Raw genomic sequence first — 14,575 nt, forward strand, 5'->3', positions numbered from 1 at the left:
TTCTTGATGATTTTCACCAAAAATGCAAACAGATGTTTTCTTTTACCTTGTCCATTTTAATTCAATATATCCCGTTTCGTAAAGACGGCGAATGAAACAATCAATGCCGCAGCCCCCCAAATGCCCAGTACAGCTAAAGAAAAGGGTAAAGTCATTCCCTCAATCGGGGCGGGGCTTCCAGATAAATAATCGGTTAATTGGAGGTTAACCATAAATAAATATTTAGCACTCTGCCAAGACGAAGCCATGTTTGTCAAAATAGTGCCCGAAATGAGTGCAGCCATCATGACCACGATACTTGCCGCCGTACTTCGTACCAGGACAGATACCATAAAGGCTAACGAAGCTACCACAAGACTGACAAACCAGATTAATCCGGCTTGCAGCATCAGATAATGCCATTGTGGAATCGCATGTACAGCAGACAAATCCACCGTCGATCCAACAATTTGAAATCCGGTAAATACCGGAACATTAAAACCGCGAAAACCAAAAAACAAGCCTGATATCACATAGCTAATTACAAATACAGCCAAAATGATGAGCGAAACGAACATGTACAATGTCAGCAGCTTACTCAGCAGTATTTTCCACCGCCTGACTGGGCGGGTCAGTAACATTTTTATCGTGCCTGTCGTCCGTTCTCCTGAAACCAGATCGGAGGCAATGGCCATAATCAACAGCGGAACGAACAAATTTATCGAATTATCCATAAACTCTCTGGTAAAAGTGACACCACTCGGCTCATTCGGATTAACATTATTTTCCAAATAATATTGCATCTGCTGCACAAAGACCCGACGGTAGGTCTTCCATTCCTCGGGAACCCGGTCACTTCCCAGCGAGTTTTGATTATCGGTAATCGCCTGACGCAGTTCAAGCCGCCAATCATTGCCGAATTTTTCGCGATTGTTTTCTGCCACTTTCATCTGAGCGTACGTAAAAATCGGCACAAGCACAAGTAAAACTAGTAAAATGACATAAAATCGTTTCTTCTTGATAATTTTGAGTGTTTCATTTTGTACGAGCGGTAAAATGTTATTCAAGTATCTCACCTTCCGTCATTTTCAGGAATAGCTGCTCCAGTGTAGGGTTGATTTTGGTTACACCTTTAACGGAAATACCGGAAGCCGTCATTTGTGTCACCAGCTCCGCAATATGCTCTTCATCCATTTCTGTAAAAATTGCATCGGCTCCGCTACCTGCAACAATACTGTCATCAATTAATTCATCGGCGTTCGTAATCATTTGCACATGCGGAGAATTTTGCAATATGGCAAGACCCTGATCACGAGGCTCCAGTTGCCATACGGCCATATGTGAGTGCGTCTCAACCAGTTCCCGTACACCACCTACAGCTAGTACCTTACCCCGACTTATAATTGCCACCCGATCACATAGCAGCTGGATTTCGCTAAGCAAATGACTGGAAACAAATACAGCCATGCCTTCTGCCGCTAGCAAACGGATAAAAGCTCTCATTTCCTTGATCCCCTTGGGGTCTAACCCGTTGGTCGGTTCATCCAAAATCAGCAATTTCGGTCTACCGAGCAAGGCTTGGGCTATACCAAGACGCTGGCGCATTCCGAGAGAATACGTACTTACTTTATCATGGATACGGCGATCGAGCCGAACCAGCTCAACGACTTCGCGGATACGCTGTTCGTCTACACCAGGCTGCATACGGGCAAAATGCTCTAAATTCTCCCAACCTGTCAGATAGCTGTACACCTCTGGATTTTCCACAATAGAACCAATATGCCGTAAAGCCTGCTCAGGGTCACGATTTACATTATGTCCACAGACAGTAATCGTCCCTTCCGTAGGCTTAATTAAATCGACCAGCATACGAATAGTCGTCGTTTTCCCAGCCCCATTAGGGCCGAGAAATCCGAAAATTTCACCCGCACGAACGTCGAATGTTACATCATGAATGATCATTTTGCGTTTGATACGTTTCTTAACGTGCTGAACAGAGAGAACTGTTTCGTTATTGCTTCTGTCTCTGCCTGTGCTGCCAACCTGATTGGCGGAATGGAAACTGGACACTGCATCGCTTGAGGTCGAATTTTCGGTTATTCCAGTCCCGTTCTTGTCAGCAGATTGGATGCTCATTAGTTGTTCCCTCCCTTTTTCACTTCAGCAGGTTGGCTGCTTGTAGACTGTTGTTCATTATCCACTTTATCGGCATCCTTCGTGTTTGCAACTGCAAACCCTTGCGCGATACGTTCAGCGATTGCCTGATAGCCCTGTCCGTTTGGATGAAAATGATCGGATGATAAATAGACGGGCAAATTTTGCTGGAATAAATCGAAAGTTGGAACCAGAGTCATATTGCTGTTTTGGTTGGTAATTGCCATGGCAGCCAGATTCCATTCTGTTACCACAAGATTACCGGGAATTTTCATTTCCTGCAGATCACTGAATGGATTATATAATCCGACATAGATAATTTTAGCATTCGGATTGATTTTCCCTACCTTTGTCAGCACTTTTTGCAGACGTTTGGCGGCATCAGGCACAGCTTTACGCAAACCACTGAGTGTAGGCGGCTCTTTGCCGGTTTGGGCAGCCTGAGCCCCCTGAAATAAATCATTTCCGCCAATCGAGACCATAATAACGTTAGCCTTTTTCAACACATAAGAAACACCAGGCTCATCCAGCTTGGTCAATAGTCCTTGAGTCGTCAGTCCATTAATCCCCAGATTATTTATGAGCTGAGCCTTATGGCCTTCCTGATTATTTAACAAGCTCACCGACCGACGCACAAAACCACTTCCGGAGTCATCCCCCGTGCCTTTGGCTAGCGAATCTCCAATGGCAGCTACCCGAAACTCTCCCGTCTGATTAGTAGCGGATGGCGCAGTTTGTGTCTGCGATGAACCGGGATGTACAGGTTGAGTGCTAACCATTGGCTCTGGAGCCGTGATACTTTGTACTGCTGTAATAAATCCGTACAATAATAGCAATGTGGCGGCAATGGAAACGGAACCGACAGACCGCCAAATCCATTTTGATGAATTCACTCGTGTTCCCTCCTGATAGCTTAGTGAAATAAACATAAAGCTTCTTATATCATTTTGCAAATAAACCGTTCGGAATAAAAGCGCAATAAATGCTTAGAGTCACATATAATTTCCCATGAACATGCAAAAAAAGGATGGCAAATGGCCACCCTTATATTATACTTTCTTGTGCGAACAGTTTATCCTCTCTTCTCTAATCAAACGAATCAAACTATTTGCTATCAGGTATGAAACTTTTGATCCATTGTCCAAAACTGCCCGGATTTCGACTTTGTATCAGTACCGTTCCTTCACCGCGAAAACGGCATACAAGCGCTTCTCCACTCGTTACGCTGGACAACCAGCCTTTCGATGCTTTTTCAATTTTATAATCCATATAATCCGGCCATGCCACCAGATGAGCATTATCAATAATACGCTCCTCTCCTGGCGCGATATAAATGGGATGAATGGCTCCATAAGAGGATAGGAATACCGTACCTCGACCACTGATTTCTACGATAAAAAAACCTTCACCGGAGAATAAACCTTTCATCAGGTTTTGCATTTTGGTGCTAACCTCAATGCCTTCTGTACAAGCTAGAAAACCGTCCTTTTGGACCATCAACCTATACGTGCCATCCAATTCCACCGCTTGTACATCACCTATACTGGCAGGGGCTAACAACACTTCAGCCGGCCCACGGGCTGCCCTCAGTTCTTGAAAAAAGAATTTTTCTCCGCTTAGCATTCTGCCTAAACCACGTAACAGTCCACCGTCTACTGTCCCCTTTATATCTACACTGGAAGACATGGAAACCATTGCTCCCATTTCCGCTTTAATCATTTCCCCGGGGTTCAACTGCACCTTGAGCATAGCAAAGGCACCTTCATGCACAATTTCGTAGCTCATTTGCTCACCTAGCTTTCCATAAATAGTCTGCTATCCATTCAACTTGCTGCTATCATACTATAAATACGTCCCTTATGTCTTTTCTGGTATAAAGCAAGGGTTATGCCTGTGGAGGAATAAGAGACACCAAAAGACCCGCTGAACGTGTCAGCGGGTCTCCAGATTAACGTCATGCCACTATCTTTTCATAACAGCGGCATGACGTTTCGAACGTATTTACTATCATCTTAGTTACGTGTGAACTCTTGTACCCAATATCCATTGTAGTAAGCCACACCGATTTGCGTATATTCTGCCTTCAAAATATTCTCACGATGTCCCTGACTGTTCATCCAAGCTTTCATTACTTCTTGTGGTGTTTGTTGTCCCATAGCAATATTCTCACCCGCATACGTATAAGTTACACCGAACTTTTTCATCATATCAAAGGGTGAACCGTAGGTCGGAGATGTATGGGAAAAGTAATTGTTCGTGCTCATGTCCTTCGCCTTGGCTAAGGCTACTTCTGTAAGCTTCGCATTAGATGTAAGGGGCTTCAGACCTTTTTGGCTGCGCTCGTTGTTTACAAGCTTTACAACCTCAGCTGCAAATTGGGACTTGCTGAGTTGTGCATCAGACCCTGCAGACTGACTCGCGCCTGAATTTGTGTTTTGTTTTTGGGCCTGTTGCTTGTTACTAGAGTGCGAAGCCTTTTGGCTACCTTGTTTGGTTGTTGTTTGCTTGCCGGATGAAGGATTTGCTGTTTTGTTTTTAGCCTTGTCCTTTTCAGATGCATCCTTAATTACGGTCTTTGTTATCGTAGTCGTCCCGTTGGACATATTGACGGTATATCCGTTATTTTGAAACCACTGTTGTAGTTGGGCAGTCAAATCGTCAGCTGGTGAAGCTGATGCCGGAACGATGAATCCTGCGGATAAAATGGCGCTTAGACTTCCCATCACAAGTGTTTTTTTCAACATATTCTTCATTTCGTCATCTCCTTGTTGTATAAATGCCTTGGTGTGAACGCGTCCGGTTACAACTTTGTAATCTTTACTCTAGCAGTATATCATGTTTTATAGCAGGATCAATGGTATAAAAGTTGGAAAAAAAATAGCCCCGCTCGGAATGAACCATGCGGAACTAAGTTAAAAGTAGTGAGGCTTTAAGTATTAAATTGTCTTGTTGTAGGCTGATTATCTAAGCTTTTTGCTGAAACGGTAGCCTTGCTTTTCAAAGCCGATTCGGTTGTAGAAAGCCCGGGCCTCTACTTGTTTGATGCGGTTATTCGCTCCAGTAATGAATAAATGATAGCATCCTTGCGCACGTCCCCACTCCTCACCACAAGCCACCAGGCGCTTGCCAATGCCCTCGCCGCGATACTCCCCGCTCACGACTAGCATGGTGATTTGTACGGCAGGATCAGGATAAGCCAAGCTTTGAGCCGTATGCATGCCGATAACTCCGACAACACGACCATCCATTTCTGCAACCATCATATTCGCTTGACTGTCCTCCCGCGTTGTTCCCATAACTTCTTTCATTACACCACAAGTCATCGGGTATCCGACTTCTCTTAGTAGTCCTGTTACGGCTTCGCAATCGCCAAGCTCTACGGAACGAATTGTCAGTACTGGAATCATCACATTGTTAGACATGATTTACCTCCACTTTCAGCATATTAGCAGCTTCTTTGGCCGTCTTCCGTGCTGTTTCCACATCTTCTGCAGCGCTAAGCGCTACAGCCATCCGGCGACCCGGCTTGGTTTCTGGCTTCCCGAACACTCGCACCTGTGTCCGGGGTAGCAATAATGCATCATGCAGACCGCTTATTACAAAATCCCGCGTAGCCACTTCTGCCTTCAAAGTAGCTGAGGCTCCTGGTGTAAGCAACGTAACAGATGGCACCGGGAATCCGAGGATGGCTCGCACGTGAAGTGCAAATTCCGACAAATCCTGCGTGATCATGGTCACCATTCCTGTATCATGCGGACGAGGGGATACTTCACTGAATATGACGCCATCAGCCGTTAAAAATAGCTCTACGCCAAACAATCCGTAACCACCCAGTTCATCCGTAATCGTACGGGCAATGTCTTCCGCCTCCGAAAGTTGCTTGTCCGTCATGCCATGGGGCTGCCAGGATTCGACATAATCCCCATCTTTCTGAATATGGCCAATCGGTGGGCAAAAAGTCGTACCCGAAACCGATCTGACGGTCAATAAGGTGATTTCGCTCTCAAACGGGACAAAAGCTTCAACAATGACACGTGTAGTTTTGGCACGCGCGCCTTCCAGCGCCGTATTCCAGCAGGATTCTGCATCTTCGATTGCCCGGCATACAGACTGCCCTTTACCCGACGAACTCATCAAGGGCTTGACCACGCATGGCGTGCCCAGCTCATGAACCGCCGACCGCAACTGCTCAAAGTTATCTGCAAAACGATAGGCAGCAGTCGGAAGCTGTAATTTCTCGGCAGCCAGCCTGCGGATACCTTCCCGGTCCATCGTAAGACGGGCGGCACGGGCCGTTGGTACTACGTGAAATCCTTCTTGCTCTAATTCTTCCAAAGCACCCGTAGCAATAGCTTCGATTTCAGGTACAATTATGTCGGGCTTTTCCTCACGAATTAGTGCCTTCAACGCCTCAGCATCCTGCATATCCAGACAGTGAGAGCGATGGGCTACCTGCATTGCTGGAGCCAGTTCATAGCGATCAACAGCAATACATTCCACGCCAAGCCGCTGAGCTTCAATAATGACTTCTTTTCCCAATTCGCCGCTACCCAGCAGCAGCATCTTCTTAGCCTTGGCAGAAAAAGGAGCACCCCACATCTTGAACTCTTCCCCCTCTGACGAAAATTGCTCTGATCTCTTTTCATCTTTATTTTCAGGGTTTAGCTCCAAGAATGCAATAGTGCTCGGCATTTAAATTTACAAAAAACGCGATTTTTTGATCTTTTTTTTACAAAAATCTGAACTGTGCTTCCACCAGCCCCCGATATATTCCATGTTTTTTCATCAATTGTTCATGATTACCACTTTCTTGGATTTCCCCATGATCCAGTACAACGATATGATCAGCATTTCGAATGGTAGACAAACGGTGAGCGACCATAAAAGAAGTTCTGCCTTCCAGTAAAACCTGAAGAGCCTCCTGAATTTTCAGCTCCGTTTCTGTATCAATACTGGCTGTGGCCTCATCCAGAATAAGAATTCGCGGATTAGCCAGCAAGGCACGAGCAAAGGATAAGAGCTGTCGCTGGCCCATGGACAGCATTCCCCCCCGCTCCTCTACTTCTGTTTCATAGCCAGCTGGCAAGTGAACAATGAATTCATGAGCATTGACCGCCTTCGCAGCCGCTTCAATTTCCTCATCCGTTGCATCCAAACGGCCAAATCGGATATTATCGCGTATCGTCCCCGAAAAAATAAATGTATCCTGAAGCACGATGCTAATCTGGCTTCGCAAGCTCTCCACCGTTACATCACGCACATCTTGACCGTCAATCGTAAGCCTCCCTGACGTAATGTCATAAAAACGGCTGAGCAGATTAATAATTGTACTTTTACCTGAGCCGGTGTGACCCACAAGCGCTATAGATTGACCCGCTTCGACGGAAAGACTAATACCTTTAAGCGCCTGACGTCCCTTCTCATATTCAAAAATGACCTTTTCAAATTGGATGTCACCCCGAATGGGTGGCAAGGCTTTTGCTCCCGGTTTGTTTGCAATATTCGGCTGTTCATCCATAAACTCAAAAATTCGTTCTGACGAAGCCATCGCAACCAGTAACTGATTATACATTTGGCCCAGCCGATTAATCGGCTCCCAAAAGTTCCCAACATAGTTGGCAAACGCAACCAGCAGCCCCACTGTAAGCTGATCTGTCTGAATTAAATGCGCTCCAAACCAGAATAGCACAAGCGTACCAAATCCTCCGGTAATATCAATAAGTGGGCCAAAAACCTGATTCATGGCAGAAGCCTTATCCCACGATTTTTTGCTAGAGCTGTTCATGTCGTCGAAATAAGCCATGTTTTCCTGCTCCTGCGTATACGCTTGTGTCACACGAATCCCCTGAATAGACTCATTCAAATGAGAGTTGATACGCGAGTTCTTCATACGCACTTCTTGCCAAGCGCGACGGATGCGAACGCGCAGCTTGGTCGAGATCAAAAACATGATCGGAACGGTCACAATTACTGCCAAACCGAGCTTCCAGTTAATAAGCAGCAAAATGACAATAATTCCGATAAGCTGTACGCAGTCAATCAGGACATTCACTGCACCGTTCGTAAAAAGATCCTGTAGCGAGTTAATGTCATTCGTCACGCGCACTAATACAGAACCTGCCGGTCTCTTATCAAAAAAGTTAAAGGATAGCTTTTGAATATGCTTGAACAAATCTTCACGCAAATCGTAAATAACCCGTTGACCGATAATATTGGTGAATTTAATGCGGTACGTGCTGGCTGCCCATTGAATTAAATATAACAAGAGCACGGCACCCGTGATGAGCAGCAGTAACTTTACGCTGGGTAATGCAGGCCATGCGGGAGCAATTGCCTTATCAATGGCCAGACTGATCAAATAAGGAACCGTCAGTTTGGTAATGGTACCAAGAATCATCATGACCAGAAGGATCGGCAGAATCTGACGGGCATAGGGCTTCATGTATGCCAGCAAACGTTTGAATTCTGACCAGTTAAACGGTTTATCAATGACATCATCATCTTGATAGACAAAGCGCTCATTCGTCGGTTTTTTTAACGGTTTGGCTTTTTCTGCGGGTATATTCATGGTCTCACCTGCCCTTCGGATACACCGTCTGGAGCCTGAGCTATGTAATCGGCGTATTGAATATGATACACATCCTGATATGGACCTGGAGTAGCAATAAGCTGTTCATGTGTTCCACGCTGGACGATTCGTCCTTCCTCAAGCACCACAATTTCATTGGCATGGCGAAGCGAAGAGATTCGATGAGCGATTATAAATGTTGTTCGACCACGCATAACCTCTTGAAAACCGGTCTGTATTTCATGCTCTGTTTCCATATCGACCGCACTGGTAGCATCATCCAGTACCAGAATTTTCGGATTTTTGAGTAGTGCGCGCGCGATGGCGATCCGTTGTTTCTGCCCTCCGGACAGTCCCAATCCACGTTCTCCAACGACAGTGTCATATCCCAGCGGTAGTTCAGTTATGAATTCATGCGCCTGAGCCAGTTTGGAAACGCGTATGATGTCATCCATACTGACATGGCTTAAACCATATGAAATATTATTACGTATAGAGGACGAAAACAAAAACGTCTCCTGAAACACAGAAGAAATTTGAGCACGCAAATCACGAATCTTCAAGTGACGTATATCCTTGCCATCCAACTTGATACTTCCTGCATTCACATTATAAGCACGCATGAGTAATTGAATAATGGTAGACTTCCCTGACCCCGTTCCTCCTAAAATTCCAATGACTGATCCCGGCGGTGCGTCTAAATTGATGTCAACAACAGCAGGAAGCTTATTTCCGTAAGCAAAGGTAACATGTTCAAACGTAACATGTCCTTCCACCTGATCGGCATCGAGTGTAAGTGCTCCGGCTTCATCGGTTACATCTATGGACTGATTTAGCAGTTCCAGGACCCTTTCACCGGATGCTTTGGACTGCGTATAGTTATTGATATGAAAGCCAATGCTCCAGATGGGGCCGATAATATACCAAATTAAGCTAAAGAAAGCGACGAGCTGCCCCAAGGTCATTGACTTCTGAATGACCAGATACCCGCCCATGCCCAACAGAAGGACCACACTGACAGAAGCAATTAGTTCCATAGCAGGGAAGAACCGACTCCATAAGGAAGCAGCTTGAATTTGATTACTTTTGTATTGCTCATTACGTACTGAAAATTTCTCAACTTCATATGATTCGCGGGCAAAAGATTTGACGGTTCGCACACCTGTTATGTTTTCTTGGACTGCTGTCGTCAAGGCGCTAAGGGCAATCCGCATTTCCTGAAAGGTGGGATGAATCCGGGATTCAAACTTGAATGTGACGAAGAGTAGCAATGGCATGCTGATCATCGTAATGAGGGTGAGCTGCCAGTTAATATACAGCATCATCATAGAGCCGAATACGACCATCAATAGCACATTGAGGAGTTGGGCAAAACCAAATCCGATAAAGTTACGAATTGCCTCCAAATCACCAGTCAGTCGAGACATAAGATCTCCCGTTTTGGCCGTGTCATAATATCTAAAAGACAGAAATTGCAGCTTTTCGTAACAAGCATTGCGGAGGCGGTATGCCAGGTAGTTACCTAGCCGTCCACCAAAAAAACCATGTAAAAATTGCATGAACCCTTTGATGATGACTACTCCCAGCACAGTCAGAGCCAGCGCCGGAACTTTCCCGAAGTCACCTGGGATGATAGCGTTATCAATAAGCCTTTGGAGCAGGTTCGGATACACCAGTCCCAGAGCCGTCGCTATCGCAAGGCATAAAATAGAAAGAAACAGATAGTGTCTCCTCTCGCGAAAAAAAACTTGCAGTTGCCTGAGCACTTCCATGTCAATGTCCCTCCATTAGTTGCACGACGTTGTTATATGGCTTAGTGAAGTTTACCATTCGCATTCCAAGGCGGCAAAGAGGATAACGAGCCGTATTCAGGCAGGTTATCAATTGGTGGGTGATTAGACAAATTAAATCGCTTTCTTATTATTGAATGTGGCTATTTACTCAGTATTGCTTACTTTTTGGAGTATGCATAAAACACCGGGTTGTCCCACAACCCGGTGTCCTGATCTTTAATCATTGGTGAACATATTTATCTTTACTCCAAAGCCGCAATCTTGCCAGCAAGCTCTTCCCAAACCTGTGGCTGCTCACCGCCTATAAGGGCATGCTCCATGCCACGAGTCGTCTCCAGCATTTGCTCTCGAAGCTGAGCTTTCTGCCACAATTGTTCCTCCTGCATCAGCGTAACGTAAAAAGAAGACATTCGTTCACGTTGCTGATCCACAGCTTCCCCGATTCGCTCGCGTAATATCGGCTCCAGTTTGGTTTGTAGATTCGCTCGACCAGTTCCTTCAAAAAATAGCTTTGGATTTTTAAAGCTATTCCAATAATCCTTCCAATGAATGGACTCCTGCAGGGAAATTTCCTTCAGCTCGGGAACAGCCCATTTTCTCGATTCAGGAATTGTGCAATCTAGTCCTGGCAACTGATGGTTCATGTGTTCTACGCACTGTTGTATAGCCTTGTGCACCAAAGTTTGTCCCGTTTTTTCCAGCCGGAGTGTGGTTGCCAGTAATTCCTGAGACAGCTCCAGTTCGATTAAACGCATCAGCTCACGACCACAAGATGCAAAAGCCGAACGAAGATCACCTACTCCTTCACGCAGAACAGATGGATGAAACGCCTCTGCCATAAATTCTCCAGTCCGATAGGACAGCCTTTGACGTACATGATACAGCAGTTCATCGGTCTCGCCCGATAACACAGATGCACCGTTGCTATCAGTCAGGCCTAGGAGCGTATGCTCCAATTCCCCACGGATGCGAGTTAATCGCTCTAATCGTATCTCCCGTTCTTCCACGCTATAGCGGGCATCGGCTGCATGTTGCTCTATGCGTTTCCGCAGCCGGGCCAGTTCCTGCGTAGCAGAAGCGATGGACAAACCTGCCAGCTCTTCGGCTGCAAATGCCGAGAAATCATCTTCAAATGCATCAAAACGTGAAGCTGAACGCAGCGAAGCCTCTCCCTGTTCGGTAGCTTCCAACGCCAGCATACTGGAAAGCGGATAAATACGTGGTTTTCGGATTCCATTCGCCTGTAGTTGTTCCTGTACATGCCGGGTAACAGAATGCAGTTCTTCTTCAGAAGAAGCCAGATCTGATGCATTAACAATAAAAAACGTCTGATCCAGTGCCAAGGTCTCTTTGACTCGACCTAGTTGATTCAGGAACTGCCGGTCGCCTTGCGTAAACGCATGGTTATAATATGTGACAAATACAAGAGCATCCGCATGCTTCATATAGTTGAAGGTCACGCCTGTGTGCCGTGCATTCACAGAATCCGCTCCTGGCGTATCCACTAGCACGATGCCCTGACGGGTCAGAGCGCAATCATAATAAAGGTCAATATGCTCCACAAAGCATGATTTGTGCTCAGACGCGACAAAATCTCGATACTGCTCTAAATTCACCTGAAGCTGTTGTCCCAGCAAGCTTTCAGCTTCTTCCCATCCGGCTGCGGCAGCCTTTAAAAAACTATAATGAGGCCTGCCCGCAGGATGGATGCCTTCCGGAGATAAAGCATGAACGGCTTCTTGCCAGCCCGCTGCCTCTGGCTCTCCCAATCCTAATAACCGAAATGAGTATTTAAGATCTTCCCGCAACGCCTCCACTGATTTCATATGGACGTCAGCCGTGGCATGGCGCTCAGCACTTGCAGGCGCCATTATGCGGTTAATCGCCGCTGTCGTCGGATGCGGCGATACGGGCAACACAGCTTCACCCAACAAAGCGTTGGCGAAGCTGGATTTCCCAGCGCTGAACGCTCCGAACAGCGCCAGCGTAAACTGCCCGCCCTCCAGCGCAGCAGCGCGGGCATGTAAATCCCGTACCGCCGCTTGCATGGCAGGGTACGGACTTACGAGGGCAGCGGCAGCCTTCAATTGGGCCGCTGCTGCATCCAACCGCGTGCGGCGGCCTCCAGCGGCAGGCTGTGCTGCCGCCGTCCCTGCTAGCGGCTGTGCCGATGCGTTGCGCGGGCCAGCGATGCCAGGGCGCGCAACGCCCGTTGGCGCCGCAGCAGCGGCGGTATCGGACGCAGGTACAGGCGCGTCCGCACGGGGCAACCCGCTTGGCGCGGAAGCCTGCGGCAGCAAGCTGCGCAACAGGGTGGCATGCGAAGCCGAGGCCTGCACGCGAGTGCTGTAGCGGCTCGCCGCCTCCGCCTGCGCCAACAGCGCAGTGTGCTTCTCTGCGAGAGCCGCGCGGCGGGCTTTGGCTCGCACTGCTAGCTGGGCCAGCAGGCGGTCTAGCAGCGTCAGCGCCTTGCGGCGGCAATCGGCGGTCACAGCAGCGCGTAGGTCCTTGCAATAGTTTAACGTATACTCTGGCGACAACGCATTTTCCTTCACCGTCTGCTCTACCAGTTGCCGGTCTATCACAGGACGGATGCCATCCAGCTCCTGCTCCATCGCAGAGGTCCACAACCCCTGACCGTCACCCCAAGACCGCAGAAGCTCCCGTACATGAGGAAGCAATTGTCCCTCCACCTGATCAGTCAGCATTCCTGTCAGCCGTTCCAAACGGCTTTCCTTTTCTCGCTCAGTCTTTCCTCCTGCAAACCATAGTCCTGTTTTGAAGCCCGGCTTGCGGCTCTCTAAGTATTCGCCTGCGGCTTCACGTAGCTCCGCTGGCGTCAAATGTGCGTGTTCCAGTAGATGATCCAGCTCTTGACGCAGCCGTTTACGCTCCTGCTCCGGGAGCATCTTCCAGTGTTCGTCTTCTTGCTGCAAGGTTTTCTGCTCTATATCCAGCCGCAAAATGGCTTCTTCCCCACCCGCTTCTTTTAGCAGTGTGTTCAGTTCCTCTTCTTCAGCTGACTGCACAGTCTCTACATGTTGCTCTACCAAATGATGCATAGAGGACACTAAACTGTATGCCAAAAGCTCTGTTTTTCGCTCCAGCAATTTCGGAATCAGGTGCGTCAACTGTTTCCACTGGTTCCATGGATGATTCTGCTCCTTCAAGGAAGTAAAAAGGATGTCCGTATAATGAACTTGCCAGGCGTGAAAGCTAGTCTCCACCTCATTACGATAACGTGTAAATGAAAGCTCCCGCTCCCGGTGTTTATCGATTTGATTGATGATCAAATATAACGGCTTGCCCCAATCCGATAAACTTTTGGCAAAAGACAAATTATTTTCAGATTGGACATGGTTGTAATCCATTACATAAAAAACAATATCTGCCCAATGTAAAGCAGAATGTGTCGCCAGCGCATGTCCGTGGTCTGTGGAATCGACGCCGGGTGTATCCAGCAGCACTCCTCCGTTAGATAATATGGGAACATCCTCCCACACTTGAACCGATTCATAGGCTCCACCATTTTTACAATACTCAGCAAGCTCGGACAGGGAGGCTTCCATGCTTTCCGGCTCTGGATTTTCCGCTGTTTGGGCTGGATGAATGAGTGCTCTCGGACGTCCATAACGGATGGACACTACATTAGCGCTCGTAGGCACCGGTCCAGATGGCAGGACGGTTTTACCACACAGGCTGTTAATCAGGCTCGATTTACCCGCTGAAAAATGTCCACAAAAGGCAATGGTCAGCTCCTGCGCATATGCTTTTTCCAGCAGATCCCCTACCGCCTTCGCTCCCGCTTCATCCCCGGCTTTACGCAGTGTATTCTGTATCTGTTCTATCGTATCCAACCACTTTCCCGCATCCCCTGTAATCGTTTGCATCATAAGCTACGGTTCCACTCCTTATCACTTGTCTGCACCAAATAGCTATATTGTAGCATTCCTAAGCCATTGTGAGAATCATCACATCAAAAAAACTAAACAGCGCTCCCCGCCAGTACCTGGCTTTAGGGAACGCTGTTTTCGTACATGATAACAAAAAGTTCATTTTATTCTGTCCAAAACGGATCATT

Annotated in this window: 10 protein-coding genes; all 10 read right to left on the reverse strand. The window is 47.2% G+C overall.

What is annotated here, in order from left to right; all coding sequences use genetic code 11:
- Positions 1 to 56 precede the first annotated feature (56 nt).
- The 10 genes from MKY75_RS13905 to MKY75_RS13950 all read right to left on the reverse strand — a co-directional run bounded on the left by MKY75_RS13905 (position 57) and on the right by MKY75_RS13950 (position 14,387).
- Positions 57 to 1,046 carry an ABC transporter permease gene (locus tag MKY75_RS13905; RefSeq protein WP_340885675.1) on the reverse strand — a complete coding sequence of 330 codons (990 nt, stop codon included), beginning with the start codon at positions 1,044 to 1,046 and terminating at the stop codon, positions 57 to 59.
- Positions 1,039 to 2,115 (reverse strand): ABC transporter ATP-binding protein, encoded by a 1,077-nt coding sequence (locus tag MKY75_RS13910; protein ID WP_340885677.1) that lies wholly within the window; start codon positions 2,113 to 2,115, stop codon positions 1,039 to 1,041. Before MKY75_RS13910 ends, MKY75_RS13905 begins: the two co-directional genes overlap by 8 nt.
- Positions 2,115 to 3,062 (reverse strand): GDSL-type esterase/lipase family protein, encoded by a 948-nt coding sequence (locus MKY75_RS13915; RefSeq protein ID WP_340885679.1) that lies wholly within the window; start codon positions 3,060 to 3,062, stop codon positions 2,115 to 2,117. Before MKY75_RS13915 ends, MKY75_RS13910 begins: the two co-directional genes overlap by 1 nt.
- A gap of 175 nt (positions 3,063 to 3,237) precedes the next feature.
- Positions 3,238 to 3,918: a TIGR00266 family protein gene (locus MKY75_RS13920; RefSeq protein WP_029518154.1), complete on the reverse strand. Its 681-nt coding sequence runs from the start codon at positions 3,916 to 3,918 to the stop codon at positions 3,238 to 3,240.
- 227 nt (positions 3,919 to 4,145) lie between these two features.
- Positions 4,146 to 4,886: a CAP domain-containing protein gene (locus MKY75_RS13925; RefSeq protein WP_340885681.1), complete on the reverse strand. Its 741-nt coding sequence runs from the start codon at positions 4,884 to 4,886 to the stop codon at positions 4,146 to 4,148.
- Between the two features lie 207 nt (positions 4,887 to 5,093).
- Positions 5,094 to 5,555 (reverse strand): GNAT family N-acetyltransferase, encoded by a 462-nt coding sequence (locus MKY75_RS13930; protein ID WP_013310623.1) that lies wholly within the window; start codon positions 5,553 to 5,555, stop codon positions 5,094 to 5,096.
- Positions 5,548 to 6,732: a formate-dependent phosphoribosylglycinamide formyltransferase gene (gene purT, locus MKY75_RS13935; protein ID WP_069010651.1), complete on the reverse strand. Its 1,185-nt coding sequence runs from the start codon at positions 6,730 to 6,732 to the stop codon at positions 5,548 to 5,550. The genes MKY75_RS13930 and purT overlap by 8 nt, the downstream gene beginning before the upstream one ends.
- A gap of 130 nt (positions 6,733 to 6,862) precedes the next feature.
- Positions 6,863 to 8,701 carry an ABC transporter ATP-binding protein gene (locus tag MKY75_RS13940; RefSeq protein ID WP_029518157.1) on the reverse strand — a complete coding sequence of 613 codons (1,839 nt, stop codon included), beginning with the start codon at positions 8,699 to 8,701 and terminating at the stop codon, positions 6,863 to 6,865.
- Positions 8,698 to 10,473: an ABC transporter ATP-binding protein gene (locus MKY75_RS13945; RefSeq protein WP_029518158.1), complete on the reverse strand. Its 1,776-nt coding sequence runs from the start codon at positions 10,471 to 10,473 to the stop codon at positions 8,698 to 8,700. The genes MKY75_RS13940 and MKY75_RS13945 overlap by 4 nt, the downstream gene beginning before the upstream one ends.
- Before the next feature lie 263 nt (positions 10,474 to 10,736).
- Positions 10,737 to 14,387, reverse strand: a complete 3,651-nt coding sequence (locus tag MKY75_RS13950; protein ID WP_340885683.1) for a dynamin family protein — start codon at positions 14,385 to 14,387, stop codon at positions 10,737 to 10,739.
- Positions 14,388 to 14,575: the final 188 nt, after the last annotated feature.

Origin of the sequence: Paenibacillus sp. FSL L8-0663 (assembly GCF_038008125.1) — a bacterium.
Classification (GTDB): Bacteria; Bacillota; Bacilli; order Paenibacillales; family Paenibacillaceae; genus Paenibacillus; species Paenibacillus polymyxa_D.